Origin of the sequence: Streptomyces sp. ISL-94 (assembly GCF_018614075.1) — a bacterium.
Taxonomy (GTDB): domain Bacteria; phylum Actinomycetota; class Actinomycetes; order Streptomycetales; family Streptomycetaceae; genus Streptomyces.
Map to the genome: position 1 here is coordinate 1 of NZ_JAGGOZ010000031.1, position 26,222 is coordinate 26,222.

At 73.3% G+C, this 26,222-nt stretch carries 30 protein-coding genes; 8 read left to right on the plus strand and 22 right to left on the minus strand.

Annotated features, from left to right (window positions below; all coding sequences use genetic code 11):
* From J7E94_RS12370 to J7E94_RS12385, 4 genes are all read left to right on the plus strand, one after another.
* The coding region (locus J7E94_RS12370) for an ADP-ribosylglycohydrolase family protein (protein WP_251056562.1) at positions 1–1,253 on the plus strand (1,253 nt) is incomplete at its 5' end.
* Complete coding sequence (gene rbsK, locus J7E94_RS12375; RefSeq protein WP_215014947.1) at positions 1,250–2,173, plus strand: ribokinase; 924 nt, start codon at positions 1,250–1,252, stop codon at positions 2,171–2,173. The genes J7E94_RS12370 and rbsK, both read left to right, overlap by 4 nt.
* Positions 2,170–3,408 (plus strand): CaiB/BaiF CoA-transferase family protein, encoded by a 1,239-nt coding sequence (locus J7E94_RS12380; protein WP_215014948.1) that lies wholly within the window; start codon positions 2,170–2,172, stop codon positions 3,406–3,408. The genes rbsK and J7E94_RS12380 overlap by 4 nt, the downstream gene beginning before the upstream one ends.
* On the plus strand, positions 3,405–4,220 hold the full coding sequence (locus J7E94_RS12385) for a CoA ester lyase (protein ID WP_215014949.1): 816 nt from the start codon (positions 3,405–3,407) through the stop codon (positions 4,218–4,220). Before J7E94_RS12380 ends, J7E94_RS12385 begins: the two co-directional genes overlap by 4 nt.
* Positions 4,221–4,638: 418 nt before the next feature.
* Here the strand turns inward: J7E94_RS12385 and lgt are convergent, their stop codons facing one another.
* The 11 genes from lgt to hisI all read right to left on the minus strand — a co-directional run bounded on the left by lgt (position 4,639) and on the right by hisI (position 13,944).
* Entirely contained in the window at positions 4,639–5,664 is a 1,026-nt protein-coding gene (lgt, locus tag J7E94_RS12390; RefSeq protein ID WP_215014950.1) for a prolipoprotein diacylglyceryl transferase, read from the minus strand.
* Between the two features lie 152 nt (positions 5,665–5,816).
* Positions 5,817–6,740 carry a thioredoxin domain-containing protein gene (locus tag J7E94_RS12395; protein ID WP_215014952.1) on the minus strand — a complete coding sequence of 308 codons (924 nt, stop codon included), beginning with the start codon at positions 6,738–6,740 and terminating at the stop codon, positions 5,817–5,819.
* A gap of 94 nt (positions 6,741–6,834) precedes the next feature.
* Positions 6,835–7,677 carry a tryptophan synthase subunit alpha gene (trpA, locus tag J7E94_RS12400; protein ID WP_215014954.1) on the minus strand — a complete coding sequence of 281 codons (843 nt, stop codon included), beginning with the start codon at positions 7,675–7,677 and terminating at the stop codon, positions 6,835–6,837.
* Positions 7,674–8,918: a tryptophan synthase subunit beta gene (gene trpB, locus J7E94_RS12405; RefSeq protein ID WP_215014957.1), complete on the minus strand. Its 1,245-nt coding sequence runs from the start codon at positions 8,916–8,918 to the stop codon at positions 7,674–7,676. Before trpB ends, trpA begins: the two co-directional genes overlap by 4 nt.
* A gap of 185 nt (positions 8,919–9,103) precedes the next feature.
* Positions 9,104–9,316 carry a tryptophan biosynthesis modulator TrpM gene (gene trpM / locus J7E94_RS34475; protein ID WP_251056563.1) on the minus strand — a complete coding sequence of 71 codons (213 nt, stop codon included), beginning with the start codon at positions 9,314–9,316 and terminating at the stop codon, positions 9,104–9,106.
* Between the two features lie 8 nt (positions 9,317–9,324).
* On the minus strand, positions 9,325–10,134 hold the full coding sequence (gene trpC / locus J7E94_RS12410; protein ID WP_215014959.1) for an indole-3-glycerol phosphate synthase TrpC: 810 nt from the start codon (positions 10,132–10,134) through the stop codon (positions 9,325–9,327).
* Between the two features lie 172 nt (positions 10,135–10,306).
* Entirely contained in the window at positions 10,307–10,780 is a 474-nt protein-coding gene (locus J7E94_RS12415; protein ID WP_215014960.1) for a DUF2752 domain-containing protein, read from the minus strand.
* A gap of 51 nt (positions 10,781–10,831) precedes the next feature.
* Positions 10,832–11,083, minus strand: a complete 252-nt coding sequence (locus tag J7E94_RS12420; protein ID WP_215014962.1) for an HGxxPAAW family protein — start codon at positions 11,081–11,083, stop codon at positions 10,832–10,834.
* 330 nt (positions 11,084–11,413) lie between these two features.
* Positions 11,414–12,052 carry a TIGR02234 family membrane protein gene (locus tag J7E94_RS12425; RefSeq protein ID WP_215014964.1) on the minus strand — a complete coding sequence of 213 codons (639 nt, stop codon included), beginning with the start codon at positions 12,050–12,052 and terminating at the stop codon, positions 11,414–11,416.
* A 14-nt stretch (positions 12,053–12,066) separates the two neighbouring features.
* Complete coding sequence (locus J7E94_RS12430; protein ID WP_215014965.1) at positions 12,067–13,557, minus strand: anthranilate synthase component I; 1,491 nt, start codon at positions 13,555–13,557, stop codon at positions 12,067–12,069.
* Positions 13,558–13,572: 15 nt separating this feature from the next.
* Positions 13,573–13,944 carry a phosphoribosyl-AMP cyclohydrolase gene (gene hisI, locus J7E94_RS12435; protein WP_215014967.1) on the minus strand — a complete coding sequence of 124 codons (372 nt, stop codon included), beginning with the start codon at positions 13,942–13,944 and terminating at the stop codon, positions 13,573–13,575.
* A 92-nt stretch (positions 13,945–14,036) separates the two neighbouring features.
* Here hisI and J7E94_RS12440 point away from each other — a divergent pair, with 92 nt between their 5' ends.
* The gene (locus J7E94_RS12440; RefSeq protein WP_215014968.1) at positions 14,037–14,669 is read left to right on the plus strand and encodes a TIGR03085 family metal-binding protein; all 633 of its coding nucleotides are present in this window, start codon (positions 14,037–14,039) and stop codon (positions 14,667–14,669) included.
* A gap of 69 nt (positions 14,670–14,738) precedes the next feature.
* On the opposite strand, the gene hisF is transcribed toward J7E94_RS12440, so the two are convergent.
* From hisF to hisD, 8 genes are read right to left on the minus strand one after another with little or no spacing between them, the layout of a single operon-like run.
* Positions 14,739–15,494, minus strand: a complete 756-nt coding sequence (gene hisF / locus J7E94_RS12445) for an imidazole glycerol phosphate synthase subunit HisF (RefSeq protein ID WP_215014970.1) — start codon at positions 15,492–15,494, stop codon at positions 14,739–14,741.
* Positions 15,491–15,877, minus strand: a complete 387-nt coding sequence (locus tag J7E94_RS12450; RefSeq protein ID WP_215014972.1) for a RidA family protein — start codon at positions 15,875–15,877, stop codon at positions 15,491–15,493. The genes hisF and J7E94_RS12450 overlap by 4 nt, the downstream gene beginning before the upstream one ends.
* Positions 15,874–16,611, minus strand: coding sequence for a bifunctional 1-(5-phosphoribosyl)-5-((5-phosphoribosylamino)methylideneamino)imidazole-4-carboxamide isomerase/phosphoribosylanthranilate isomerase PriA (priA, locus tag J7E94_RS12455; RefSeq protein WP_215014974.1), 738 nt, complete (start codon positions 16,609–16,611; stop codon positions 15,874–15,876). Before priA ends, J7E94_RS12450 begins: the two co-directional genes overlap by 4 nt.
* The gene (hisH, locus tag J7E94_RS12460) at positions 16,611–17,255 is read right to left on the minus strand and encodes an imidazole glycerol phosphate synthase subunit HisH (RefSeq protein ID WP_215014976.1); all 645 of its coding nucleotides are present in this window, start codon (positions 17,253–17,255) and stop codon (positions 16,611–16,613) included. Before hisH ends, priA begins: the two co-directional genes overlap by 1 nt.
* Entirely contained in the window at positions 17,252–17,419 is a 168-nt protein-coding gene (locus tag J7E94_RS12465; RefSeq protein WP_215014978.1) for a hypothetical protein, read from the minus strand. Before J7E94_RS12465 ends, hisH begins: the two co-directional genes overlap by 4 nt.
* Positions 17,420–17,421: 2 nt before the next feature.
* Entirely contained in the window at positions 17,422–18,015 is a 594-nt protein-coding gene (gene hisB, locus J7E94_RS12470; protein ID WP_030155936.1) for an imidazoleglycerol-phosphate dehydratase HisB, read from the minus strand.
* Positions 18,012–19,124, minus strand: a complete 1,113-nt coding sequence (locus J7E94_RS12475; RefSeq protein ID WP_215014979.1) for a histidinol-phosphate transaminase — start codon at positions 19,122–19,124, stop codon at positions 18,012–18,014. The genes hisB and J7E94_RS12475 overlap by 4 nt, the downstream gene beginning before the upstream one ends.
* On the minus strand, positions 19,121–20,461 hold the full coding sequence (gene hisD / locus J7E94_RS12480) for a histidinol dehydrogenase (RefSeq protein ID WP_215014980.1): 1,341 nt from the start codon (positions 20,459–20,461) through the stop codon (positions 19,121–19,123). The genes J7E94_RS12475 and hisD overlap by 4 nt, the downstream gene beginning before the upstream one ends.
* Positions 20,462–20,612: 151 nt before the next feature.
* Between hisD and J7E94_RS12485 the strand changes: the two genes are divergently transcribed.
* Genes J7E94_RS12485 through ybaK form a run of 3 tightly spaced genes read left to right on the plus strand, consistent with a single transcriptional unit; the run spans position 20,613 to position 23,504 of the window.
* On the plus strand, positions 20,613–22,238 hold the full coding sequence (locus tag J7E94_RS12485; protein ID WP_215014981.1) for an oxidoreductase: 1,626 nt from the start codon (positions 20,613–20,615) through the stop codon (positions 22,236–22,238).
* A gap of 34 nt (positions 22,239–22,272) precedes the next feature.
* Positions 22,273–23,010, plus strand: coding sequence for an LON peptidase substrate-binding domain-containing protein (locus J7E94_RS12490; RefSeq protein WP_215014982.1), 738 nt, complete (start codon positions 22,273–22,275; stop codon positions 23,008–23,010).
* Positions 23,010–23,504: a Cys-tRNA(Pro) deacylase gene (gene ybaK, locus J7E94_RS12495; protein WP_215014983.1), complete on the plus strand. Its 495-nt coding sequence runs from the start codon at positions 23,010–23,012 to the stop codon at positions 23,502–23,504. Before J7E94_RS12490 ends, ybaK begins: the two co-directional genes overlap by 1 nt.
* A gap of 227 nt (positions 23,505–23,731) precedes the next feature.
* Here ybaK and J7E94_RS12500 read toward each other — a convergent pair whose 3' ends face one another.
* Genes J7E94_RS12500 through J7E94_RS12510 form a run of 3 tightly spaced genes read right to left on the minus strand, consistent with a single transcriptional unit; the run spans position 23,732 to position 26,218 of the window.
* Positions 23,732–24,370 (minus strand): hypothetical protein, encoded by a 639-nt coding sequence (locus J7E94_RS12500; protein WP_251056564.1) that lies wholly within the window; start codon positions 24,368–24,370, stop codon positions 23,732–23,734.
* Positions 24,371–24,404: 34 nt separating this feature from the next.
* The gene (locus J7E94_RS12505) at positions 24,405–25,184 is read right to left on the minus strand and encodes an ABC transporter permease (protein WP_215014984.1); all 780 of its coding nucleotides are present in this window, start codon (positions 25,182–25,184) and stop codon (positions 24,405–24,407) included.
* Positions 25,181–26,218, minus strand: a complete 1,038-nt coding sequence (locus J7E94_RS12510; RefSeq protein ID WP_215014986.1) for an ABC transporter ATP-binding protein — start codon at positions 26,216–26,218, stop codon at positions 25,181–25,183. The genes J7E94_RS12505 and J7E94_RS12510 overlap by 4 nt, the downstream gene beginning before the upstream one ends.
* Positions 26,219–26,222: the final 4 nt, after the last annotated feature.

Below are 26,222 nucleotides of genomic sequence, written 5' to 3' on the forward strand. Positions count from 1 at the left end.
CCTGGCAGGCCATCCGCGCCACCTGGCCGCCCCCGGCCCGCCGGCCCACCCCGCACCCCGTCGGCCACCATCCCCCCCCCCCGGGCGCAGCCCACACCGCCCCACGGCAGGAACCCGCCCCGCCGCCCCCGCCCGGCGCAGCACACGCCACGGCACGGGAGCCCGCCCCGGCGGGCCCGGCCCCCACCCCGCCGACCCGGCTGGAAGCCGCCTGGCTCGGGCGGGCCGTCGGATGTCTGCTCGGCAAACCCGTCGAGAAGCTGCCGCTCGACGGGATCCGGGCCCTGGCCCGGGCCGCCGGCAACTGGCCGCTGGACGACTGGTTCACCGAGTGCGGCGTCCCACCGGAGGTCCTGGCCGCACACCCCTGGAACCGCCGCTCCGCCCCCACCTCACTCGCAGAGAACATCGACGGCATGCCCGAGGACGACGACCTCAACTACCCCCTCCTCGGCCTGCTCCTCCTCCAGCGGCACGGCAAAGGCTTCACCACCGCCGACGTCGGCCGCCTCTGGCTCGACGAACTCCCCGCCGGCCGGACCTTCACCGCCGAGCGCGTCGCCTACCGCAATCTGCTGCACGGCCTGGAGCCCCCGCTCACCGCCACCCGCCACAACCCCTTCCGCGAGTGGATCGGCGCCCTCATCCGCGCCGACGTCCACGGCTGGACCAACCCGGGCGATCCGGCCGCGGCCGCGGCCCAGGCCCACCGCGACGCCGTCCTCACCCACACCGCCAACGGCGTCTACGCCGCGCTCTTCGTCGCCGCCGCCACCGCCGAGGCCGCCACCGGCAGCGCCGACGTCCACACCGCGCTCCGGGCCGGCCTGGCCGTCGTGCCGCCCCACTCCCGCCTCGCCGAGGCCGTCCGCTTCGGGATCACGGCGGCGGAGCGGGAGGCCGACTTCGACCGCGTCGCGGACCGGCTGCACGCCCGCTACGGCCACCACCACTGGGTGCACGCCCTGCCCAACACCGCCCTGATCACCGCGGCCCTCACCCACGCGGACGGCGATTTCACCGGGTCCATCTGCCGTGCCGTGTCCGGCGGTTGGGACACCGACTCGAACGGTGCCACCGCCGGCGCCCTCGCCGGGATCCTGGCCGGGTCACCGCAGAACATCCCGCACCGCTGGACCGCACCGCTCAAGAACCGCCTCGCCACCACCGTCCCCGGCTTCGACGGCGTCGGCTTCGACACCCTCGCCCACCTCACCCACCACCTCGCAGCACAGGAGGCAGCACACTCATGACGGCCATCGCCGTGCTCGGCAGTACGAACATGGACCTCGTCGCCTACGTCCCCAAGGCCCCCCGCCTGGGGGAGACCGTCACCGGCCGCGCCTTCCGCACGGTCCCCGGCGGCAAGGGCGCCAACCAGGCCGTCGCCGCGGCCCGCCTCGGCGGGGAGGTGGTGATGATCGGCGCGGTAGGCGCCGACGAGTTCGGCGTACGGCTGCGCTCCGCGCTCACCGCGGCCGGGGTCGAGACGGCGGCCCTGCGCACCGTCGAGGGTCCCAGCGGCACCGCCCACATCACCGTGGACGACGAGGGCGGCAACAGCATCATCGTCATCCCCGGCGCCAACGCCCACGTCACCGGCCTGGAGGCGGGCGACGACTCCCGGATCGCCGCCTGCGACGCCCTGCTCCTCCAGCTCGAACTCCCCCTGGACGCCGTCCTCGCCGGAGCCCTGGCCGCCCGCGCCCACGGCGTCCGTACGGTCCTCACCCCGGCCCCCGCGCAACCGCTGCCGGCCGACCTCCTCGCCGCCACCGACCTGCTGGTCCCGAACGAGCACGAGGCCGCCGCCCTCACCGGGCTCACCGACCCCCGCCAGGCGGCCGGGGCCCTCCTGCAGGACGTCCCCGAGGTGGTGGTCACCCTCGGTGCGGCCGGGGCCCTGTACGCCGCCCGCGGCCGGGAACCGCTGACCGTGCCCGCGCCCCGGGTCCGGGCCGTGGACACCACCGCGGCCGGGGACACCTTCGTCGGCGCCCTCGCGGTGGCCCTGGGCGAGGGCCGCGCGATGGCCGACGCCCTCGTCTGGGCCTCCTGCGCCGCCGCCCTGTCCGTCCAGCGCCCCGGCGCCCAGGACTCGATGCCGAGCCGCGCCGAAACCGACGCCGCTGCCCTGGCCGCGCGGACCGCCGGAACCGGAGCCTCGTCATGACGCCCGCCGGAGCCGGACCGGCCCCCGCTCGCGCCCCGAGCCGGGGAACCGCAGGGCCCCTGCAAGGAATGCGCGTCCTCGACCTCGCCACCCTGTTCGCCGGGCCGCTGGCCGCCACCCTGCTCGGGGACTTCGGTGCCGAGGTGGTCAAGGTCGAGCACCCCGGCCGCCCCGACCCCTCGCGCGGGCACGGCCCGGCCAAGGACGGCGTCGGCCTGTGGTGGAAGCTGCTCGGTCGGAACAAGCGGACGATGACCCTCGATCTGTCCACCCCCGGCGGCCGGGACATCCTGCTGCGCCTCGCCGCCACCGCCGACGTCGTCATCGAGAACTTCCGCCCCGGCACCCTGGAGAGGTGGGGGCTGGGCTGGCCCGAGCTGTCCGCCGCCAACCCGCGGCTGGTCCTGACCCGCGTCACGGCCTTCGGCCAGCAGGGCCCGTACGCCCACCGCCCCGGTTTCGGCACCCTCGCCGAGGCGATGAGCGGCTTCGCCGCGATCACCGGGGAGCCGGACGGGCCGCCGACCCTGCCCCCCTTCGGTCTCGCGGACTCCATCGCCGCACTGACCACCGCCTACGCCGTGATGACCGCGCTCGCGGGCCGCGACCGCACCGGGCACGGCCAGATCGTCGACCTGGCCATCATCGAGCCGATCCTCACCGTGCTCGGCCCGCACCCGCTCTGGTACGACCAGCTCGGCTACGTCCAGCCGCGCACCGGCAACCGCTCCACGAACAACGCCCCCCGCAACACCTACCGCAGCGCCGACGACCGCTGGCTGGCGGTGTCCACCTCCGCCCAGTCCGTCGCCGAGCGGGTGATGCGGCTGGTGGGCCGGCCCGAGCTGATCGCGGAGCCCTGGTTCGCGACCGGCTCCGGGCGGGCGGCCCACGCGCAGGTCCTGGACGAGGCGGTCGGCGGCTGGATCGCCCGACACAAGGCGGAGGAGGTCATCGCCGCCTTCGAGGACGCCGAGGCCGCCGTCGCCCGGATCTACGACGTCCGGGACGTGATGGCCGATCCCCAGTTCACGGCGCTGGACACGGTCACCGAGGTCGAGGATCCGGAGCTCGGACCGCTCCGGATGCAGAACGTCCTCTTCCGGCTCTCCGAGACCCCCGGCGGGATCCGCTGGGCGGGCCGCCCGCACGGGGCGGACACCGACGAGGTGCTGACGGAGCTCGGCCTGACCGGGGCCGAGATCAGCGCTCTGCGGAGGGAGGGGGCGCTGTGATCCTGACCTGGCTGTACGCGCCGGGCGACCGCCCTGAGGTGGTCGGCAAGGCCATCGGCTGCGGGGCGGACGCCGTCATCGTGGACCTGGAGGACGCCGTTCCGGTCTCCCGCAAGGAGTACGCCCGCGCCGCCACGGCCGAGCGCCTCGGCGAGCGGCAGCCGGTGCCCGTCCACGTACGCGTCAACCCGCTCGACTCGCCCTGGGGCGGCGCCGACCTCACCGCCCTCGCGGGACTGCACGGGCTGGCGGGGCTGCGGCTGCCGAAGATCAGCGCGCCGGAGCAGGTGGTCGCCGCCGCCGAACGCACGGGCGGGGTCTGTCTGCACGCGCTGCTGGAGTCGGCGCTGGGGGTGGAGCGCGCGTACGAGATCGCCCGCGCGCATGGCGCCCTGCGCGGGCTGTCGCTCGGAGAGGCGGACCTGCGGGCCGACCTGGCGGTCAGCGCGGAGGCGGGCCTGGACTGGTGCCGCTCGCGGGTGGTGGTCGCGGCCCGTGCGGCGGGGCTGGCGCCGCCCGCGCAGTCCGTGTTCCCGGACATCCGGGACCTGGAGGCGCTGGCCGTCTCCTGCGCGCGCGGGCGCTCGCTGGGCTTCTTCGGCCGGGCGGCGATCCACCCGCGCCAGCTGCCGGTGATCGAGCGGGCGTACCTGCCCGCTCCCGCGGAGGTGGCGGCGGCGGCGGAGATCCTGACGGCGGCCCGCGCCACGCCGGGGGCGCTGGCGCTGCCGGACGGGCGCTTCGTGGACCCGGCGGTGGTGGCTGCGGCGCACCGCACCCTTGCGCTCGCCGCGCGGATGGCCACCCGGTGACCGCCCCGCCACGGCCGGCTGCCGCGCCGCTTCCCGGGGCTCCGCCCCAGACCCCGCCCCTCAAACGCCGGCGGGGCTGGATGTGCCCGGCCGGCCCGAAGGTGCCAGGGGGTGAGGGTGAGGTGGGTGCCTGCGGGCCGCTTCCCGGGGCTCCGCCCCAGACCCCGCGCCTCAAACGCCGGCGGGGCTGGATGTGCCCGGCCGGCCGGCGGTGCGGCGCCATCGCCGGGGGCCGGCCCCCGGACCCCGCGCCTCAAACGCCGGCGGGGCTGGAGGTGCCCGGCCGTCCGGCGGGTGCGGCGCCATCGCCGGGGGCCGGCCCCCGGACCCCGCGCCTCAAACGCCGGCGGGGCTGGATCGGCCGGCGCGCAGAAGGGGGCGCCGCGGCGTGCGCGGCGCCCCCTTGTGCGGAGCCTTGTCAGAGCTTCTTGGCCTCCGGGGCGTCTGCCCCTTCCGGCTTCGGTGACGGGGTCGTGTCGGCCGGCTCGGGCTTCGTCAGGACCGGGGTCTTCTCCGGGGCCTGCGCGGTTTCGGCCGCGTCGGGCTTCGGGTCCTCGGCCTCCGCGCCCGCAGGGTCAGCGCCGTCCGAGGACTTGGCCTCGGCGTCGGCCTCGGGGGAATCGGCCGGGTCCGGGTCCGGTTCCACGACCTCCTCGCGGCCCGGCCTCAGCTTCGCCGACAGGACCAGGTAGACCACGGCCAGCACGAAGACCACGATCGCGGTCCAGACGTTGAGCCGCAGCCCCAGGACGTGGTGCGCCTCGTCGACCCGAAGGTACTCGGTCCAGACGCGCCCGGCGCAGTACGCGGCCACGTACAGGGCGAACGCCCGCCCGTGCCCGAGCTTGAAGCGGCGGTCGGCCCAGATGACCAGCACCGCGACACCGATGCACCACAGCGACTCGTACAGGAACGTCGGGTGGTAGGTGCCCGCGACCCGGTTCGGGCCCTCGCTGATCTCCAGCGCCCACGGCAGCTCGGTGGGACGGCCGTACAGCTCCTGGTTGAACCAGTTGCCCCAGCGCCCGCAGGCCTGGGCCAGCGCGATGCCGGGGGCCAGGGCGTCCGCCCAGGCCGGGAGCGGGATGCCCCGCAGCCGGCAGCCGATCCAGGCGCCCACCGCGCCCAGCGCGATCGCGCCCCAGATGCCGAGGCCGCCCTCCCAGATCTTGAAGGCGTCGACCCAGTTGCGGCCCTCGCCGAAGTAGAGCTGGTAGTCGGTGATCACGTGGTAGAGGCGACCGCCGACAAGGCCGAACGGCACCGCCCACACGGCGATGTCGGCGACCGTGCCCGGCTTTCCGCCGCGCGCGATCCAGCGCTTGTTGCCGAGCCAGACTGCGACGAAGACGCCGATGATGATGCAGAACGCGTAGCCGCGGAGCGGGATCGGTCCGAGATGGATCACGCCGGTCGACGGACTGGGGATGTAAGCAAGGTCCATGGCAGACCCGACGCTACCCTGCCGGGCGGTGCAGACCGCAACCCGCCCGGCAAGCCGAAACCAAATCCACACACGGACACGTACGAAATGCACACGGACACGCACGGATACAGACGGACAGACAGGGGCGCGCACCGCCCTGCCTGGGGCTGTCAGCCCTCCCCCGCGCCCGCCGATCCGCTCTTCGACGGTGACTTCGAACCCCGCGCCGAGGGAGTCGCCGACGGTGAGGCCGACGCTGAGGCCTTGGCCGTACCCTTCACCGCCGGGGCGCCGGAGGCGCCCTTGGCCGCGGCCTCCACCTGCTCCTTCAGCTTCTGCGGGGTCACCGGATTGGCCTGGTCGGAGAAGATGTCCTTGCCGTCGAGCAGTACGGTCGGCGTGCCCCGGAACTTCCCGGCGCGGAAGGCCTCCTGGGATGTGCCGACCCAGCTGTTGTGGGTGCCGTCCTCGACGCACGACCGGAACGCGGGGGTGTCGAGCCCCTCCACCTTGCCGGCCAGTTCCAGCAGCTTGGCGTTCTTGCCGTAGGCGTCGTCGGTCTCCTGCGGCTGGTTCTGGAAGAGGACGTCGTGGTACGCGGAGAACTTGTCGGCGTCCTGCGCGCAGGCCGCCGCGTTCGCGCCCTTCAGCGATCCGCTGCCGCCCATGTTGCCGTCGATGAGCGTGACCAGGTGGTAGTCGACCTTGAGCAGCCCCTTGGCCTCCAGGTCGTGGATGGTGGCCCGGTAGTTCTCCTCGAAGGCCTTGCAGGCGGGACAGCGGAAGTCCTCCCACACGGTCAGGGTGGACTTGGCCTCCTCCTTGCCCGTCCGGATGGCGAGCGCGTCCTTGCCCGTGGCCCCGGAGGGGGCGACCACCGGGCCCGCCTTGGCGGTCTTGTCGCCCTTGCCGGTGTTGGCCGCGATCAAGCCGACGACGGCGGCCAGGCCCAGTACGCCGACCACCGCCGCCGCCACGATGAGGGTCCGCCGCCGCTTGTCCCGGCTCTTCTGCCGCTCGCGCTCCATCTGGAGTCGCTCGCGGGCCGATCGTTTCGTCGCATCGCGGTTCGCACCGTCGTTCTTCTCGCTCACGTTCGGCCAAACGAAGCAGGGAGGCACTCGCGTGCCCCCCTGCTCCCACTTCCACCCGATCGGGCTACAGAACCCTTCCGCAACCCGCCCGGCGTCAGGACCTGCGTACGCCTTCCGCAAGCTCGGCCGCCAGCGCCCGTACGGCGGCCAGCCCCGCGGGCAGGTCCGGCGCGTCCAGCAGGAGCTTCACGAAGGCCGAGCCGACGATCACCCCGTCGGCGAAGCCGGCGACCTCCTTGGCCTGGACGGCGTTGGAGACCCCGAGGCCGACGCAGACAGGGAGGCCACGACGGGCACCAGCAGTGGCGCGGGTGCGCCGGACCAGGTCCTGCGCCTGGTTTCCGACCGACTCGCGGGTACCGGTGACGCCCATGAGGGAGGCCGCGTAGACGAAGCCGGAGCCGGCCGCCGTGATGGTGGCCAGGCGCTCGTCCTTGCTGCTGGGGGCCACGACGAAGACGGTCGCCAGACCGTGCTTCTCCGCGTGCTCGCGCCACAGCGCGGACTCCTGGACCGGCAGGTCGGGCAGGATGCAGCCCGCGCCGCCCGCCGCCGCCAGCTCGGCGGTGAACCGCTCGACGCCGTAGCGGTCGATGGGGTTCCAGTACGTCATCACCAGGACCGGGGCCCCGGTGGCCTCGTGCGCCTCGCGGACCGTGCGCATCACGTCGGCGATCTTGACGCCGCCGCGCAGGGCGATGTCGTCGGCGGTCTGGATGATCGCGCCGTCCAGAACCGGGTCGCTGTGCGGGAGGCCGACCTCGACCACGTCCGCGCCGCCCGCGATGACGGCCTTGACCGCCTCGATGCCGCCCTCGACGGTCGGGAAGCCCGCCGGGAGGTAGGCGACCAGGGCCGCGCGGTCCTCGGACTTGGCCTTCGCGAGGGTGTCGCTCAGCAGCTGGATGCGCCCGGTCTTGTCACTGGCGGTGCTCACTTCGTCTCCCCCTCGGCGCCGTCGTACAGCCCGAAGTAGCGGGCGGCCGTGTCCATGTCCTTGTCACCGCGGCCGGACAGGTTGACGACCAGCAGGCCGTCCTTGCCCAGCTCCTTGCCCAGGTCGAGGGCGCCCGCGAGGGCGTGCGCCGACTCGATCGCCGGGATGATGCCCTCCGTACGGGAGAGCAGGCGCAGGGCCTGCATCGCGGCGTCGTCGGTGACCGCGCGGTACTCGCCGCGCCCGCTGTCCTTGAGGTAGGAGTGCTCCGGGCCGATGCCCGGGTAGTCCAGACCGGCCGAGATGGAGTACGGCTCGGTGATCTGGCCCTCCTCGTCCTGGAGGACGTAGGAGCGGGAGCCGTGCAGGATGCCGGGCTCGCCGGCGGTCAGTGTGGCCGCGTGCTCGCCGGTCTCCACGCCGTGCCCGGCGGGCTCGAAGCCGACCAGGCGGACATCGGCGTCCGGGATGAAGGCGTGGAAGAGGCCGATGGCGTTGGAGCCGCCGCCGACGCAGGCCGCGACGGCATCGGGCAGCCGGCCGGCGCGCTCCAGGATCTGGCGGCGGGCTTCGACGCCGATGACCCGGTGGAAGTCGCGGACCATCGCCGGGAAGGGGTGCGGTCCGGCGACCGTGCCGAAGAGGTAGTGGGTGCGGTCCACGTTGGCGACCCAGTCGCGGAACGCCTCGTTGATGGCGTCCTTGAGCGTCCGCGAGCCGGACTTCACCGCGATGACCTCGGCGCCCAGCATCCGCATGCGGGCGACGTTCAGCGCCTGGCGCTGGGTGTCGATCTCGCCCATGTAGATGACGCATTCGAGGCCGAAGAGGGCGCAGGCGGTGGCGGTCGCGACACCGTGCTGGCCCGCACCGGTCTCGGCGATGACGCGGGTCTTGCCCATGCGCTTGGTGAGCAGCGCCTGGCCCAGCACGTTGTTGATCTTGTGCGAGCCGGTGTGGTTGAGGTCCTCGCGCTTGAGGAAGATCCGCGCGCCGCCGGCGTGCTCGGCGAACCGGGGCACCTCGGTGAGGGCGCTGGGGCGGCCCGTGTAGTTGACCATCAGCTCGTTGAGCTCGGCCGTGAAGGCGGGGTCGCTCTTGGCCTTCTCGTATTCGACGGCGACCTCGTCCACGGCGGCGACGAGCGCCTCCGGGATGAACTTGCCGCCGAAGTCGCCGAAGTAGCCCTCGGCGTTCGGAACGTGACCCTCCGGGTCCGGAATGAAGAACTCGCTGGACATGTGCCAGTGCTCCTACGGGTGCGAGATGCGGCGGAAGTGCTCTTCACCGTATTGCGCCGCCCGCCCGTGACACACACACCTTTCGGCGTGCCTGAAAACGCTGCGGAGCGGCCCGTGCCCGGGGCCGGCGGCCCGGGGCGACAGACCGTAGCGGACCCGCGCGGTGCTGACCGCGCGATTCCTCGTTACGGCGCGCTTCCGCGGCGCCATCGCATGCCGTTGACCTGGCCGGGCTCGGAGCCGATCACGTACCGGACCCGCCGCCCGTGCACGCGCCGGGCCGGGGCGCGGCAGCCGCGAGGGCGGCAGCCGCGCGCCAGGGGCGCGTGCGCCGTCGGCACGCCGACCGGGCCGCGGCGGCCGGGTCGGGTGCGGACGGAGGGGCGGTCGTGGGCCATGGGACGGGTCAGCTCCGTCCGTGGCGCAGGGCGGGGTGGGCCCCGGCGGCGACGAGGTCGGCCACGGCCGCCTTCGGGTCGCGGCCGGTGACCAGGGACTCCCCTACCAGGACGGCGTCGGCGCCCTCGTTGGCGTAGGCGATCAGGTCGTGCGGCCCGCGGATGCCGGACTCGGCGACCTTGACGATGTGGGCCGGGATCTCGCCGACGACGCGCTCGAAGGTGGAGCGGTCGACCTTGAGGTCCTTGAGGTTGCGGGCGTTGACGCCGATGATCTTGGCGCCGGCCGCAACCGCACGCTCGACCTCTTCCTCGTCGTGGACCTCGACGAGCGGGGTGAGACCGATGGTCTCGGCCCGCTCGATGAGGGAGACGAGCGCCTCCTGTTCCAGGGCCGCGACGATCAGCAGCGCGAGGTCGGCGCCGTAGGCGCGGGCCTCCCAGAGCTGGTACGCCGTGACGATGAAGTCCTTGCGCAGGATCGGGATGTCCACGCGGGCGCGGACGGCCTCCAGGTCGGCCAGCGAGCCGCCGAAGCGGCGCTGTTCGGTGAGGACGGAGATGACTGCCGCACCGCCCGCCTCGTAGTCGGCGGCGAGCCCGGCCGGATCGGCGATCGCGGCCAGCGCGCCCTTGGACGGGCTGGAGCGCTTGACCTCGCAGATCACCTTGACGCTGTCACCGCGCAGTGCGGCGACGCCGTCCTTGGCCTGGGGCGCCTTGGCGGCACGCTCCTTGAGCTCGTCGAGGCTCACGCGGGCCTGCCGTTCGGCAAGGTCTTCGCGGACCCCTTCGATGATCTCGTCGAGCACACTCACGCGAGCGGCCCCCTTCCGGGTCGATGACGGTCGGCCGCCTTGCAGACACGTACCACTGCAAGGTCAGCAATCAAATGGTATCCGCAGGTGGCCTTGCACTCCGCACGCGGTTGACGCCGTCCCAGTAACTGGACATTCGGAATCGGGGCTTCATTCGGCCTGGATACGGGCCTCAGGGGGCGAGCGCGGAACCGAAAGAAAGATTCCGGACAACGGCGAAAACGAGGGCCACGGCGCCGATCGCCCACCAGTAAGGCGCCCGCAGCACGATCTGGGGCGCGGGCCCGCCCCGGACGGCTCGAACCAGCCACAGGGCCAGGAATCCGGCGAAGGCGAAGTAGCCGAGGACGGCGAGGGCATTTGCCCCGAAAGCGGTGGTCAGATCGCCGTGGGCGAACGCGTGCGCGCTGCGCAGGCCGCCACATCCGGGGCACAGGATTCCGGTCAGCCGGAACAGCGGGCAGACCGGATAGTGGCCCGGCTCATTGGGGTCCACGGCCCCGACGTACGCGAAGGCGGCAACGGCCGCGGCCAGGGTGAGCGTCGGGGCGGCCAGCCGCCGGGGGCGGGAGGCCGGGGGCGCCGCCGGCGGCGGCGCGACATCAGGAGTGCTGGAGGCGTCCACGGGCTGATTCTCTCCGGTCATGGCAAAAGGCGCAGCCCCGCGGGGCCGCGCCTTTCGGAACCTCGGTACCGCTCAGACCTTGGCGGGCACCTTGGCGGCGGCGATGACCTCGGCGAGGTCCTTGTGGGAGGCCTTCGGCGCACCCATGCCCGCGGCCTTCATGGCCATGCCGACGACACCGCCGATCGCGACGACGACGAGACCGGCCCAGAAGCCCAGCGGGTTCGCGATCACCATGAAGGCGCCGGAGATGCAGAAACCGATGAAGGCGATGATGACACCGGTCCAGGCGGCCGGGGTGTGTCCGTGGCTAGTGCCCGCCATGAGTTGCTCCTCGTTTGCTCTGTCGCGCTGCTGTGTCGAACGTGCGGTCTGTGTCGAACGCTCGGGGTCATTGTCCCGCACGGGGCGGGGTCGCCGTCCACGGGGGTCGGCCAGTCGGCCGGTCATCGCGGCCGGATCTGCGGGGCCGGCCGGCTGTCCGGCCCGGGGGGCCGGTCCGCAGGCCGGCTCAGCGGGTCGGCTCAGCGGGTCCGGTCAGCGGGTCCGGTCAGCGGGTCGGCTCAGCGGGTCCGGTCAGCGGGTCGGCTCAGCGGGTCCGGTCCGCGGGTCCGGTCAGCGGGTCGGCTCAGTGGGTCCGGTCAGCGGGTCGGCTCAGTGGGTCGGGTCCTCGCCCCGGTCCAGAGCCTTCCACAGATCCTCCGGCCGGTCCGGATCCACCGCCGGGGCCTTACGGGTCCGCGGGCTGCCGTCGCGCTCGTAGCGGCCGCCCATCGCCGGCCAGCTCCGGCCGAAGCGCAGGGCCAGCAGCCCGGCGGCCAGGATCAGGACCGCGCCGACGGCGGTGACGTACGGCCACGCCGTCTGGGTCAGCCCCGCCGCCCGGGCCGCGGTGTCCGCGGTCGTACGGGCGGCCGCCGCGTCCAGGGCCCGGCGGCCGTCGGCGGCGAGGACCGCGGTCAGGGCCGCGCCCAGGCCGCTGAGCGCCAGCAGCCCGGACACGAGCAGCCGGCCCTTGCCGCGTACGGCGAAGACGGCGACCAGGGCGGCGAGCCCCACGATGGCCAGGGCCGCGGGAAGTCCGGTGACGGCCCGCCCGTCCGCGGTCAGAGCGAGCGAATCGCCGCCGAAGACGGTGGTGCCCCGGGCCCAGATCCGGCCGGAGGCGAGCAGGACGACGGTGGCGCCGAGCGTGCCGAGCAGCAGGGCGACGGCCACGCTGCGGCGGCCGCCTTTGCTCTCGGGGGCCTCGGCAGGGGTTCGGGGCGGGGGTACGGCACTCACGCACCCCACTATCCCCTACGCCCTCAGGAGCGGTGGAGGCGGTTCGCCGCTCCCACCGCGCGCAGCACGGCGGCCGCCTTGTTGCGGCACTCCTGGTCCTCCAGCTCGGGCACCGAGTCGGCGACGACCCCGGCTCCGGCCTGGACGTACGCCGTCCCGTCACGCAGCAGCGCGGTGCGGATGGCGATGGCCGTGTCGGAGTCCCCGGCGAAGTCCAGGTAGCCCACGCAGCCGCCGTACAGGCCGCGGCGGGAGGGCTCCAGCTCCTCGATGATCTGCATGGCGCGCGGCTTGGGCGCACCGGACAGGGTGCCGGCCGGGAAGCAGGCGGTGAGCACGTCGAAGGCGGTCCTGCCCTCGGCGACCCGCCCGGTGACGGTGGACACGATGTGCATGACGTGCGAGTACCGCTCGATGCTCATGAAGTCGACGACCTCAACGGAGCCCGGCTCGCAGACCCGGCCCAGGTCGTTGCGGCCCAGGTCGACGAGCATCAGGTGCTCGGCGCGCTCCTTGGGGTCGGCCAGCAGCTCCTCGGCGAGGTCGTTGTCCTCCTGCGGGGTGGCCCCGCGGTGCCGGGTGCCGGCGATGGGGTGGACCATGGCCCGCCCGTCCTCGACCTTGACCAGCGCCTCGGGGCTGGAGCCGACCACGTCGAAGCCGTTCTCGAAGCGGAAGAGGTACATGTACGGGGACGGGTTGGTGGCCCGCAGCACCCGGTACACGTCCAGCGCGGAGGCCTCGCAGGGGGTCTCGAACCGCTGCGAGGGCACCACCTGGAAGGCCTCGCCGGCCCGGATCCGCTCCTTGATGTCCTCGACGGCGGCCTGGTACTGCTCGCCGCCCCAGAGCGCGGAGAACTGCGGCAGCTCGGAGGCGGGCAGCGGGGACGGGGCATACGGGGCGGCCCGCCCGAGGTCGGCCTCCATGGCGTCGAGGCGCGCGACGGCGTCGGCGTAGGCCTCGTCGACCCCGGAGTCGAGGTCGTTGTGGTTGATGGCGTTGGCGATGAGCTGGACGGTGCCGTCCCAGTGGTCGAGGACCGCCAGGTCGGAGGTGAGGAGCATGGTCAGCTCGGGCAGTTCGAGGTCGTCGGCGGTGTGCTCGCCGATGCGCTCCAGGCGGCGCACGATGTCGTAGCCGAGGTAGCCGACCATGCCGCCGGTGAAGGGGGGCATGCCGCCCGCGAGGTCGCGGGGAGTGTGCAGGGCCTCGACGGTGGCGCGCAGGGCGTCGAGCGGGTCGCCTTCGGTGGGTACGCCGACGGGCGGGGTGCCGATCCAGTGCGCCTGGCCGTCCTTGACGGTCAGCGTCGAGTCGCTGCGTACGCCGACGAAGGAGTACCGGGACCAGGAGCGGCCGTTCTCGGCGGACTCCAGCAGGAAGGTGCCGGGGCGTTCTGCGGCCAGCTTCCGGTAGAGCCCCACGGGGGTGTCCCCGTCGGCGAGCAGCTTGCGGCTCACGGGGATGACGCGGCGGTCGGCCGCGAGCTTGCGGAACGTCTCAAGATCCATTGCGTGGGACCCTACCTAGTCGGCGTCGCGGCGGAGGAGGACATCGTCGTCGAAGCAGGTGCGGGCACCGGTGTGGCAGGCGGCTCCGACCTGGTCGACCTTGACGAGCACGGTGTCGGCATCACAGTCGAGGGCGACGGACTTCACGTGCTGGAAGTGGCCGGAAGTATCCCCCTTCACCCAGTATTCCTGGCGGCTGCGGGACCAGTACGTGCAGCGGCCGGTGGTCAGGGTGCGGTACAGGGCCTCGTCGTCCATCCAGCCGAGCATGAGCACCTCACCGGTGTCGTACTGCTGGGCGATGGCCGGTACCAGGCCGTCGGCGGAGCGCTTGAGGCGCGCGGCAACGGCGGGATCGAGGTTGCCGGGGCGGGGGGACGTACTCATGCGGCCATTGTGCCGGGCGGGAATGCCGGATACGGATCACTGTCCGCCTGATGAGCAGGCACGCGGCGTGATCCAGCCGTAGGCTGACCCGCATGTCTACCCATGCGAAGCGCGAACGACTGCTGCTGGCGGACCTGTTGGAGGCGGCCGGGCCGGAGGCGCCGACGCTGTGCGACGGCTGGACCTGCCGGGTACTGGCGGCGCACCTGGTGGTCCGGGAGCGACGCCCGGACGCGGCGGGGGGCCTGCTGCTGAACGTACTGAAGGGCCGCCTGGACAAGGCGATGGAGGAGTACACGGCAAAGCCGTACGAGGAACTCATCCAGTTGATCCGCACGGGGCCGCCGAAGATGTCGGTCTACTCCCTCAAGCAGATCGACGAGGCCGCGAACGCGGTGGAGTTCTACGTCCACGCGGAGGACGTGCGTCGGGCCCAGCCGGACTGGTCCCCGCGGGAGCTGGACCCGGTGTTCTCGGACGCGCTGTGGTCCCGGCTGGAGAAACTGGCCCGCCTGACGGGCCGCCGCGCCCCGGTGGGCCTGGTCCTGCGCCGCCCGAACGGCCAGACGGCGGTGGCCCACAAGGGCACGCCGGTGGTGACGGTGTCGGGCGAGCCGGGAGAACTGACGCTGTTCTGCTTCGGGCGGCAGGAGGCCGCCGATGTCTCGCTGGAGGGTGAGAAGGCGGCCGTGGCCCGGCTGACGGCCGCCAAGCTCGGCATCTGACCGCACGGGCGGCGCCGCTGCCGGGGGCCGACCCCCGGCAGCGGCGGGCCGGCCCCAGTCGGCAGCCGGTCAGCGGACCGGGTGGCCCGCTTCGCTCAGGGCGGCCTTGACCTCGGAGATCCGCAGGTCGCCGAAGTGGAACACCGACGCCGCGAGCACCGCATCGGCACCGGCCGCGATCGCCGGCGGGAAGTGCTCCAGCCGCCCCGCACCGCCCGACGCGATCACCGGGACCGTCACGTGCTTGCGTACGGCCGCGATCATCTCCGTGTCGTAGCCGTCCTTCGTGCCGTCGGCATCCATCGAGTTCAGCAGGATCTCCCCGGCGCCCAGATCGGCCGCCCGGTGCGCCCACGCGACCGCGTCGATGCCGGTGCCCTTGCGGCCGCCGTGCGTGGTGACCTCGAACGATCCGGAGGCGGTCCGGCGCGCGTCGACCGACAGCACCAGCACCTGGCGCCCGAAGCGCTCCGCGATCTCCTGGATCAGCTCGGGGCGGGCGATGGCGGCCGTGTTCACGCCCACCTTGTCCGCGCCGGCCCGCAGCAGCTTGTCCACGTCGTCCGCGGTGCGGACGCCGCCGCCCACGGTCAGCGGGATGAAGACCTGCTCGGCGGTCCTGCGCACCACGTCGTAGGTGGTCTCGCGGTTCCCGGAGGACGCGGTGATGTCGAGGAAGGTCAGCTCGTCGGCGCCCTCGGCGTCGTACAGCTTGGCCATCTCCACCGGGTCGCCGGCGTCGCGCAGGTTCTGGAAGTTGACGCCCTTGACGACCCGGCCGTTGTCCACGTCCAGGCAGGGGATCACTCGTACGGCGAGGGTCATGCCGCCGCACCTCCGTACGCCTCGACCTCGACCTCGACGACCATGCTGGGGTCGACGAAGCCGGAGACGATGATCATGGATGCGGCGGGGCGGACGGCGTCGAACAGCTCCTTGTGGGCGCGGCCCACGTCCTCCACGTCCCGGGCGTGGGTGAGGTACATCCGGGTGCGGACCACGTGCTCGGGGCCGAGGCCCGCCTGGGCGAGGGCCTTGAAGGCGACGCCGAAGGCGCCGATGGCCTGGTCGTACGGGCCGTTGGCGTCGGCGGCGGTGCAGCCGGAGACCAGGACGAGGCCGTTCGGGAGCTGGACGGCGCGGGAGTAGCCGATGACGTCCTCGTAGGCGCCGCCGGAGGAGATGCGGCGTACTGCGTCGGAGCTCATGCGGAGACCACCTTCAGGGCTTCTTCCAGGGTGAAGGCCTTGGCGTACAGGGCCTTGCCGACGATCGCGCCCTCGACGCCCAGCGGGACCAGCTCGGACAGCGCCCGCAGGTCGTCGAGGGAGGAGATGCCGCCGGAGGCGACGACGGGCCGGTCGGTGGCGGCGCAGACGTTCTTCAGCAGCTCCAGGTTGGGGCCGGTGAGCGTGCCGTCCTTGCCGATGTCGGTGACGACGTAGCGGGCGCAGCCCTCGGAGTCCAGGCGGGCGAGCGTCTCGTACAGGTCGCCGCCCTCGCTGGTCCAGCCGCGGCCCTTGAGGGTGGTGCCGCGTACGTCGAGGCCGACCGCGATCCTGTCGCCGTGCTCGGCGATGGCCCTGGCGGCCCACTCGGGGGTCTCCAGGGCGGCGGTGCCGAGGTTGACGCGGGTGCAGCCGGTGGCGAGGGCCGCGGCCAGGGAGGCGTCGTCGCGGATGCCGCCGGAGAGCTCGACCTTGATGTCCATGGCGCCGGTGATCTCGGCGACCAGGGCGCGGTTGTCGCCGGTGCCGAAGGCGGCGTCCAAGTCGACCAGGTGCAGCCATTCGGCGCCGGAGCGCTGCCAGGCGAGGGCCGCGTCCAGCGGGGAGCCGTAGGAGGTCTCGCTGCCGGACACCCCGTGCACGAGGCGGACGGCCTGCCCGTCGCGGACGTCGACCGCGGGGAGGAGCTCAAGCGTCTTCTGCGTCGCAGTCATCAGAGGGTCTCGATCCAGTTGGTGAGGAGCTGCGCTCCGGCGTCGCCGGACTTCTCCGGGTGGAACTGGGTGGCCCACAGGGCCCTGTTCTCCACCGCCGCGACGAAGCGCTCGCCGTGGGTGGCCCAGGTGACCTTGGGGGCGCGGATCGCCGGGTTGGTGACCTCCAGGCTCCAGTCCTTCGCGGCGTACGAGTGCACGAAGTAGAACCGGGCGTCGGCGTCCAGGCCGGCGAAGGCCTGGCTGTCGGCGGGGGCCTCGACGGTGTTCCAGCCCATGTGGGGGACGACGGGGGCCTTGAGGGGGCCGACCGTGCCGGGCCACTCGTCCAGGCCCTCGGTCTCGACGCCGTGCTCGATGCCGCGCTCGAAGAGGATCTGCATGCCGACGCAGATGCCCATGACCGGGCGTCCGCCGGAGAGCCGGCGGCCGATGATCCAGTCGCCGCGGGCGTCCCGCAGGCCCTGCATGCAGGCGGAGAAGGCGCCGACACCGGGGACGAGGAGCCCGTCGGCGTCCATGGCCTTGTCGTAGTCGCGGGTGATCTCGACGTTCGCGCCGACGCGCGCGAGGGCGCGCTCGGCGGAGCGGACGTTCCCGAAGCCGTAGTCGAAGACCACGACCGTCTTGGTGGCTGCGCTCATTCCCAGATTCCTTGGATCCGCAGGACCCCGGCGACCAGACACATCGCGGAGCCGATGGCGAGCAGGATGACGACCGACAGGGGCATCTTCTGCTTCTGGAAGGAGTAGACACCGCCGGCCAGGAAGAGGCCGACGACGATCAGGATGGTGTTGAGGCCGTTCACGGCTAGAGGGCGCCCTTCGTGGAGGGCAGGATCCCGGCCGCGCGCGGGTCGAACTCCGCGGCGTACCGCAGGGCGCGGGCGAGGGCCTTGAACTGGCACTCCACGATGTGGTGGGCGTTGCGGCCGTACGGGACGTGGATGTGCAGCGCGATCTGGGCCTGCGCGACGAAGGACTCGAAGATGTGCCGGGTCATCGTCGTGTCGTACTCGCCGATCATCGGCGCCATGTTCTCGGGCTCGGTGTGCACGAGGTAGGGGCGGCCGGACAGGTCGACAGTCACCTGGGCGAGGGACTCGTCGAGCGGCACGGTGCAGTTGCCGAAGCGGTAGATGCCGACCTTGTCGCCGAGGGCCTGCTTGAAGGCGGCGCCGAGCGCGAGGGCGGTGTCCTCGATGGTGTGGTGGCTGTCGATGTGCAGGTCGCCGTCCGTCTTGACCGTGAGGTCGAAGAGGCCGTGGCGGCCGAGCTGGTCGAGCATGTGGTCGTAGAAGCCCACGCCCGTCGAGACGTCGACCTTGCCGGTGCCGTCGAGGTTTATCTCGACGAGGACAGAGGTCTCCTTCGTGGTCCGTTCGACCCGTCCGATGCGGCTCATGCGTGCTGCTCCTTCTTCAGTGCGCGAACCGCTTCCAGGAACGCGTCGTTCTCTGCCGGGGTGCCGGCGGTGACCCGCAGCCGGCCCGGTACGCCGTTGTCCCGGACCAGGACGCCCTGGTCGAGGATCTTCTGCCAGGCGGTGTGCGAGTCCTCGAACTTCCCGAACTGGATGAAGTTCGCGTCGGACTCGGTGACCTCGTAGCCGGCGGCCCGCAGCTCGGTGACGAGGCGGTCCCGTTCGGCCTTGAGCTGCTCGACGTAGCCGAGCAGGGTGTCGGTGTGCTCCAGGGCGGCCAGCGCGGTCGCCTGGGTGACGGCCGACAGGTGGTACGGCAGGCGCACCAGCTGGACGGCGTCGACCACGGCGGGGTGCGCGGCCAGGTAGCCCAGGCGCAGACCGGCGGCGCCGAAGGCCTTGGACATGGTCCGGGAGATCACCAGGTTCGGCCGGCCCTCGATGAGGGGCAGCAGCGAGTCCCGGTGGCTGAACTCCACGTACGCCTCGTCCACGACGACCAGCGAGGGCTTGGCCGCCTGCGCGGCCTCGTAGAGGGCGAGGACGGTCTCCGCCTCGACCGCGGTGCCCGTGGGGTTGTTGGGCGAGGTGATGAAGACGACGTCGGGGGCGCTCTCCGCGATGGCCTGCTCGGCCCCCGCCACGTCGATCGTGAAATCCTCCCGGCGCGGGCCGGAGATCCACCCCGTCCCGGTGCCGCGGGCGATCAGCGCGTGCATCGAGTACGAGGGCTCGAAGCCGATCGCGGTGCGGCCCGGCCCGCCGAAGGTCTGGAGCAGCTGCTGGAGCACCTCGTTGGAGCCGTTGGCGGCCCAGACGTTCTCCTTGGCGACCGGGTGCTTGCCGGTACGGGTGAGGTAGGCGGCCAGCTCGGTGCGCAGCTCGACCGCGTCCCGGTCGGGGTAGCGGTTGAGGGTGCGGGCGGCCTCGGCGACGCGCTCGGCGATCCGCGCGACGAGCTCGGCGGGGAGCTCGTACGGGTTCTCGTTGGTGTTCAGCTGGACGGGCACGTCGAGCTGCGGGGCGCCGTACGGGGTCTTGCCGCGCAGTTCGTCCCGGATGGGGAGGTCGTCGATGCCGATGCCGGTCATACGGTCGGCACCTTCCATCCGAAGCGCGCCTTGAGGGCGGCGCCGTGGGCGGGCAGGTCCTCGGCCTCGGCCAGCGTCACCACGTGGTGGGTGACCTCGGCGAGGGCGTCGCGCGTGTAGTCGACGATGTGGATGCCGCGCAGGAAGGACTGCACGGACAGGCCCGAGGAGTGGCAGGCGCAGCCGCCGGTGGGCAGCACGTGGTTCGACCCGGCGCAGTAGTCGCCGAGCGAGACCGGGGCCCACGGGCCGACGAAGATCGCGCCGGCGTTGCGCACGCGGGCGGCCCAGGCGGCGGCGCCGGCGGTCTGGATCTCCAGGTGCTCGGCGCCGTACGCGTCGACGACCTTCAGGCCGTCCTCCAGGCTGTCGACCAGCACGATCGCGGACTGCTTGCCCGCGAGCGCCGGCTTGATCCGGTCCTCGACGTGCTTGCTGGCCGCGACCTGCGGCTCCAGCTCCTTCTCCACGGCGTCCGCGAGCTCCGCGCAGTCCGTGACGAGGACGGCGGCGGCGAGCGGGTCGTGCTCGGCCTGGCTGATCAGGTCGGCGGCCACGTGCACCGGGTCGGCCGTGGAGTCCGCGAGGACCGCGATCTCGGTCGGGCCGGCCTCGGTGTCGATGCCGATCTTCCCGGTGAAGTAGCGCTTGGCGGCGGCGACCCAGATGTTGCCGGGGCCGGTCACCATGTTCACCGGCAGGCAGTCCTCCGTGCCGTACGCGAACATCGCGACGGCCACGGCGCCGCCGACCGCGTACACCTCGTCCACGCCGAGGAGCGCGCACGCGGCGAGGATCGTCGGGTGCGGCAGCCCGCCGGCTGGGTCTCCTTCAAAACGGGGCTTCTGGGGCGGCGACGCGAGCGCGATCGACTCGACGCCCGCCTCCTGCGCCGGTACGACGTTCATGACGACGGAGGACGGGTACACCGAGCGGCCGCCCGGGGCGTACAGCCCCACGCGCTCCACCGGAACCCACTTCTCGGTCACGGTGCCGCCGGGGACCACCTGGGTGGTGTGCTCGGTGCGGCGCTGGCCCCGGTGCACGATCCGGGCGCGCCGGATCGACTCCTCCAGGGCGGCGCGGACGGCGGGGTCCAGTTGCTCCAGGGCGGCCTTGACGGCCTCCGCGGGTACCCGGACCTGCGAGAGTTCGACCCCGTCGAACTTCTGCGCGTACTCGATCAGCGCCGCCGTGCCACGATGATGGACGTCCTCGCAGATGGGCCGCACTTTCTCCAGGGCAGCTTCTACGTCGAACTCGGCACGGGGCAGCAGATCGCGCAGGGCGCCGCCCTCGGGAAGGGCGTCACCGCGCAGGTCGATACGAGAGATCACCTCCCAATTCTCTCAGACCGCCCACCGCCACCGTTCGCCTGTATCACTGGCTGATACACGCCCCGGATGTCACAGGCCCCCGATAGCGTTCCCCACACACGTATTTTCCCAGGTATGTACGTGACGTACGTGACAGCGGAGGGGGGCCGCCATGACCGAGGCACGCGCGGGTGAGGAACCGGCGGATCTCACCGCCGCCGAGCACCGCATGTGGGAGGCATACCGCACGGGCAGCGTCTGCGATCTGAGCTCCCCCGGCTACCGCCGGGAGGTGCCCCCAGGCGCCGCCGACCGGGACGATCCGCACGGCGAGCACGTCTGGGGCCCCGAGCGCGGCGTCCGCGCGGGTGTGGTGGCCCTGCTGCTGCTCCACGGGCCGGCCCCGGTGCCGGGCAAGGTGGCCTCGCTCAAGATGCGCGGCGTACGGATCACCGGGCGGCTCGACCTGTCCGGCGGCACGGTCGGCCCGTACGTGGAGCTCCAGTCCTGCCGCTTCGACAGCGAGGTGCAGCTCTCCGAGGCCCGCTTCGGCACGCTGCGCCTGATCAACTGCGCGATACCCCGGCTGGAGGCAGCCCGCCTGCACACCGAGGGCGATCTGCACATGCCGCGCTGCCGGGTGGCCCGGGGCATCCGGCTGACCGACGCGCAGATCGGCACCGACCTGCTGATCAGCCAGGCCGTGGTGCAGCGGGACAGCAAGGGCCGGGCCATCACCGCCGACGGGATGTCGGTGGCGCAGGACTTCCAGGCCGAGCTGCTGGAGACGTACGGGGAGCTGAGCCTGCGCGGCGCGAAGGTGGGCGTGTCGATGAACCTGCGCGGGGCCCGCCTGCGCAACCCGTATGGGCGGTACGCGCTGAACGCGCCGCAGTTGACCGTCGAGCGGACCCTGTACCTGACCTCGATCGCGATGGACTACGGCCCCGGCGGCTCGGGCTCCTCCACTCCCCCTTACGGGCTGGGGCTGACGCCGACGCGCGGACAGCGGGCGCAGCGCTTCGAGTGCCGGGGCGGGATGCGGCTGGACGACGGCCGCTTCGGCGACGCCATCGACTTCTACGGGGCGCGGTTCGTGCTCACCGACGAGCAGGAGATCTCCCTGCGCCGGATCCAGACCCCCGAGTTCCGTTTCGTGGGCGAGCGGCCTGAGCGGGGGCGGGTCGTGGTGTCCGGGGCCAAGGTGGTCAAGCTGGTGGACACCTCCACCAGCTGGCCGGGCCCCGGCGGGGTGTCGATCGAGGGCTTCGTCTACGAGAACCTCGCACCCCGCGGCCATTTCCCGCTGGACCGGCGGCTGGCCTGGGTCGAGGCGGCCGCCGTGGAGTACTCCCCGGAGCCCTACGAGCGCCTCGCCGCCGTCCTGCGGGCCAGCGGTGAGGACGCGGACGCCCGCGAGGTCCTCCTCGCCAAGCAGCGGCGCCGCCGGACCACCCTGCCGCCGGCCGCCAAGGCGTGGGGCTACCTCCAGGACTGGACGGTGGTCTACGGGTACCGGCCGGGCCGGGCCGCGCTGTGGATGGCGGTGCTGTGGGCGGCGGGCGCGCTTCTGTTCTCCCAGCACAAGCCGCCGCCGATCAAGGGAGACGAGCACCCGCACTGGAACGCCGCCCTGTACGCCCTGGACCTCCTGCTCCCGGTGATCGACCTCGGCCAGGAAGGCCAGTGGAAGGTGGCGGGCGGCTGGCAGTGGGGTGCGGCGACCCTGGTCGTCCTGGGGTGGATCCTGGCCACGACGGTGGCGGCGGGCGCGTCGCGGCTGCTGAGGCGGGGGTGACGGGGCCGGCCGCCGGGCCACTACCCTTTGCCTCGTGACCACCGTTCGCCTGCCCCTCTTCCCGCTGAACTCGGTGCTGTTCCCGGGACTCGTCCTCCCGCTGAACATCTTCGAGGAGCGTTATCGCGCCATGATGCGCGAGCTGCTGAAGACGGGTGAGGACGAGCCGCGCCGCTTCGCGGTCGTCGCCATCCGCGACGGCCGGGAGGTCGCGCCGACGGCGCCCGGCCTGCCGGACCAGACGGCCCTGCCCGAGCGCGGCCCGGCCGCGGGCTTCGGCGCGGACCCGGTACAGGCCTTCCACCGGGTGGGCTGCATCGCGGACGCGGCGACGATCCGGGAGCGGGAGGACGGCAGCTTCGAGGTCCTGGCGACCGGCACGACGCGGGTCCGGCTGCTGTCGGTCGACGCCTCGGGCCCCTTCCTCACGGCGGAGCTGGAGGAACTCCCGGAGGACGCGGGCGAGGGCGCGGGGGCGCTGGCCGAGGGGGTGCTGCGGGCTTTCCGCACGTACCAGAAGCGGCTGGCCGGGGCGCGTGAGCGGTCGCTGACGGCCGCGGAACTCCCCGACGAGCCGTCGGTGGTCTCGTACCTGGTGGCAGCGGCGACGATGCTGGACATCCCGGCGAAGCAGCGGCTGCTCCAGGCCCCGGACACGGCGACGCGTCTGGCGGAGGAGCTGAAACTGCTCCGCGCGGAGACCGCGGTGATCCGCCACCTCCCGTCGCTGCCGGCGGTGGAGCTGACCCGAGCCCCGACGAGCCCGAACTGATGGCGAAGAAACCGAAGCAGGCGGCGGGCACCCCGGCGATCGTCGCCCTCACGGCGGCGGCCGTCCCCTTCACCACCCACGCATACGAACACGATCCGTCCCACCCCTCCTACGGCGAGGAGGCGGCGCAGGCCCTCGGCATCCCGCCGGCCCGGATCTTCAAAACCCTGGTCGCGGACGTGGACGGAACCCTGACGGTGGCGGTGGTCCCGGTCTCCGGCTCACTGGACCTGAAGGCCCTGGCGACGGCGGTGGGCGGCAAGCGGGCATCGATGGCGGACCCCGCCGCAGCGGAACGCACCACGGGCTACGTCCGGGGCGGCATCTCCCCGCTGGGGCAGCGCAAGCGCCTGCGCACGGTCCTGGACGCGTCTGCCGCTGCCCACGCCACGGTCTGCGTCTCGGCCGGCCGTCGCGGCCTGGAGGTCGAACTCGCCCCGTCGGACCTGGCCACCCTCACCGCCGCCGTCCTCGCCCCGGTGGCCCGCCCCTAGAACCCACAGCTCCACTGCCGGGGCTCCGCCGCGGGCTTGAGCCGCGCGAGCCCTCTCAGCCGGACCACACTCCAGCCCCGCCGGTGTTTGAGGCGCGGGGTACGGGGCGGAGCCCCGGGCTGTAAGCCGCACCAAACCACCCAGCCAGGCCAAATCCAGCCCTGCCGGCGTTTGAGGCGCGGGGTACGGGGCGGAGCCCCGGCTCTGGGCCATGCGGGCCCGCAGGGTCAGGGGCGCGGGGTTTCCGGCGGGGCCGGAGTGGCGTGGACGTGCGGCGGCGGGTAGACGCCCGGCCGGTCCGCGGCCGGGGCGGGGTCCCCGGGGGTCCACAGGGCGGTCAGGCCCAGGTGGGCCAGGACGGCGACCATCGGCCAGGCCAGCAGGGCGCCGTGCGCCAGCAGTTGCAGCGGCGCGTCGAACGGGACCCCCTTGCCCGCCTTCTGCGCGGCGGCCGCCAGGTCCGAGGACGGCCCCAGCCACAGCCCGAACCGCCACCCCACGAGCGCGGCGAAGCCCGACCCGACGGCCAGCCCGATGACCAGCGGCACGCCACCGCGCCGGCGCCACAGGAACGTACCGACCGCGCTCAGCAGCCCCAGCCCCGCAGCCAGCAGGAAGAAGGTCCCGTCGGACCCGATCCGGGCCTCGCTCTCGCTGTTGCGCAGGAAGACCGCCTCCCCGTTGGAGACGTACTGCACCCGCGGCGCCAGCCACACCCACAGCGCCCCGAGGAGCAGACCGGCCACCCCCACGGCCAGGGTGACGGCGGCCCCGTCACGGAAGTCCGCCGCGGTGGTCTTCTCCGGCGGAGGACCAAGAGGGTCGAGGGGAGACGGCGGGATCGGCGGGGTCACGGCTTCGGTCACCCCCACATCGTGCCAGGTGCGAACGGCACGGGCGTCAGCGGACCGCCGCCCGCCGGTACGCCCAGGTGGCGACGGCCAGCGAGAGGACCCCCACCGCCCCGCACACCCCGAGGTCGAACGCCACGGCCGCCCAGTCCGGATCCGGCGCGAAGGTCCGCGCGAAGGCCTCCACCCCGTACGTGGAGGGCAGCAGCTCCCGCGTCCACACGATCACGTCCGGCATCCGCTCGGGCGGCAGCACCCCCAGCAGCAGCGCCGCCGACATGCCGAGCTGCCCGGCCAGCGTGGCCAGTTCCTGCCGCGGCGCCAGCAGGCCCAGCGCCGCCCCCAGCCCGGCGAGCGCGGCCCCGGCCAGCGGCACCACCGCGGCCAGGATCCACAGCCCGCCCATCGGCAGCCCGAACAGCACGCACCCGAAGACCGCCGTCACCAGCGTCCCCGGCAGCGTGAAGGAGGCGTACGCGGCGGCCGTGCCCAGCACCACCGACGCCGGCGGCACCGGCAGGGTGGCGTAGTGGTCGAGCCCGCCGCCCGCCCGCAGCTGCCCGAAGTACTGCGCGAGCAGGTTCAGCGCGACGAAGGCCACGACGAGGACGGAGGAGCCGGCCACGACGGCGCGGGCCTCGGAGCCCCCGTCCACCACCCCCCGCATCAGGATCATGATCCCGACGGACTGGAAGGTGGCCACGAACAGCAGCGGGATCCGCGCCACCCGCGCCCGGGACAGCTGTGCCCGGTAGACGGCGGCGAGCGCGGGGAAGAGCCGGGCCCGGGGTGCGAGCGGCGCGGCAGCGCCCGTGGACAGAGTGCTCACGACTTCACCAGCCCGATCGTCTTGCCGCCGAGCGCGAGGTACACGTCCTCCAGGCTCGGCGTGGCCAGCGTGAAGTCGTCGAGGGCGGCGAAGGCAGGCCCGCCCGTCACCGCCGCGACCGCCGCCCGCGCCTCGTCCGGTCCCATCCGCAGCACCCAGCGGCGCCCGGACTCGACCGCGGTCGCACGCAGCGCGTCGACCTCCGGCACACCCGTCGGGGCGGCCTCGCGCCACACCAGTTCCAGCCGGACCTCGCCCGAGACCCTGGCCTTCAGTCCCGCCGGGGTGTCGCAGGCGATGACCTTGCCCTGGTCGATGACAGCGACCCGGTCGAGGACGGTCTCGGCCTCGATGACGTTGTGCGTGACGAGCAGGACGGTGGCTCCGTGCCGTGCGCGGCGCCGGTCCACGGCCGACCACACCGCCCGCCGGGCCACGGGGTCCATGCCGGTGGTGGGTTCGTCGAGGACCAGGACGGGCCGCTCCCCCACCAGCGCGGCGGCGAAGCAGGCCAGCCGCCGCTGGCCGCCGGAGAGTTTCTTCAGGGGCCGCCCGGCGAGCGCGGTGAGCCCGAGCTCCTCCAGTACGGCGTCCCGCGCGGCCCGTGCCTCCCGTACGCCGAGCCCGCGCAGCCGCCCGGTGGTCTCGGCGGCCAGCGCCACCGTGAGCTCGTCCAGCGCGGTGGACTCCTGCCCGAGGTAGGCGAGCAGGCGCGCTGCCCGCTCGGGGTGGCGTACGAGGTCGTGGCCGAGCAGGGTCACGGAGCCCGCGTCGGGCCGCATCAGCCCGGTGAGCTGGCGGACCAGGGTGGATTTGCCGGCGCCGTTGGGGCCGAGCAGGCCGAAGATCTCGCCGCGCCGCACGTCCAGGCGGATCCCGTCGTTGGCGCGGGTCTCGGGCAGGGCGGGAACCCCGCGCCGGCCTCGGACGGCGGGGTAGGTCTTGACCAGGTCACGCACCTCGCAGACCACGTCGGAGGCCGCTTCCGCGGCTGCCGCCGTACTGCTCTGCCCCTGTGCTGTGCCCGTACTCACGAGG

What these genes read in the sequence shown, in the direction of transcription:
- rbsK (WP_215014947.1), top strand. Translation starts at nt 1,250, where the DNA reads ATGACGGCCATCGCCGTGCTCGGCAGTACGAACATGGACCTCGTCGCC.
- J7E94_RS12380 (WP_215014948.1), top strand. Translation starts at nt 2,170, where the DNA reads ATGACGCCCGCCGGAGCCGGACCGGCCCCCGCTCGCGCCCCGAGCCGG.
- lgt (WP_215014950.1), bottom strand. Translation starts at nt 5,664, where the DNA reads ATGGACCTTGCTTACATCCCCAGTCCGTCGACCGGCGTGATCCATCTC.
- trpB (WP_215014957.1), bottom strand. Translation starts at nt 8,918, where the DNA reads ATGTCCAGCGAGTTCTTCATTCCGGACCCGGAGGGTCACGTTCCGAAC.
- trpM (WP_251056563.1), bottom strand. Translation starts at nt 9,316, where the DNA reads ATGGCCCACGACCGCCCCTCCGTCCGCACCCGACCCGGCCGCCGCGGC.
- J7E94_RS12415 (WP_215014960.1), bottom strand. Translation starts at nt 10,780, where the DNA reads ATGACCGGAGAGAATCAGCCCGTGGACGCCTCCAGCACTCCTGATGTC.
- J7E94_RS12420 (WP_215014962.1), bottom strand. Translation starts at nt 11,083, where the DNA reads ATGGCGGGCACTAGCCACGGACACACCCCGGCCGCCTGGACCGGTGTC.
- J7E94_RS12430 (WP_215014965.1), bottom strand. Translation starts at nt 13,557, where the DNA reads ATGGATCTTGAGACGTTCCGCAAGCTCGCGGCCGACCGCCGCGTCATC.
- hisI (WP_215014967.1), bottom strand. Translation starts at nt 13,944, where the DNA reads ATGAGTACGTCCCCCCGCCCCGGCAACCTCGATCCCGCCGTTGCCGCG.
- J7E94_RS12440 (WP_215014968.1), top strand. Translation starts at nt 14,037, where the DNA reads ATGTCTACCCATGCGAAGCGCGAACGACTGCTGCTGGCGGACCTGTTG.
- hisF (WP_215014970.1), bottom strand. Translation starts at nt 15,494, where the DNA reads ATGACCCTCGCCGTACGAGTGATCCCCTGCCTGGACGTGGACAACGGC.
- J7E94_RS12450 (WP_215014972.1), bottom strand. Translation starts at nt 15,877, where the DNA reads ATGAGCTCCGACGCAGTACGCCGCATCTCCTCCGGCGGCGCCTACGAG.
- priA (WP_215014974.1), bottom strand. Translation starts at nt 16,611, where the DNA reads ATGACTGCGACGCAGAAGACGCTTGAGCTCCTCCCCGCGGTCGACGTC.
- hisH (WP_215014976.1), bottom strand. Translation starts at nt 17,255, where the DNA reads ATGAGCGCAGCCACCAAGACGGTCGTGGTCTTCGACTACGGCTTCGGG.
- hisB (WP_030155936.1), bottom strand. Translation starts at nt 18,015, where the DNA reads ATGAGCCGCATCGGACGGGTCGAACGGACCACGAAGGAGACCTCTGTC.
- J7E94_RS12475 (WP_215014979.1), bottom strand. Translation starts at nt 19,124, where the DNA reads ATGACCGGCATCGGCATCGACGACCTCCCCATCCGGGACGAACTGCGC.
- J7E94_RS12485 (WP_215014981.1), top strand. Translation starts at nt 20,613, where the DNA reads ATGACCGAGGCACGCGCGGGTGAGGAACCGGCGGATCTCACCGCCGCC.
- ybaK (WP_215014983.1), top strand. Translation starts at nt 23,010, where the DNA reads ATGGCGAAGAAACCGAAGCAGGCGGCGGGCACCCCGGCGATCGTCGCC.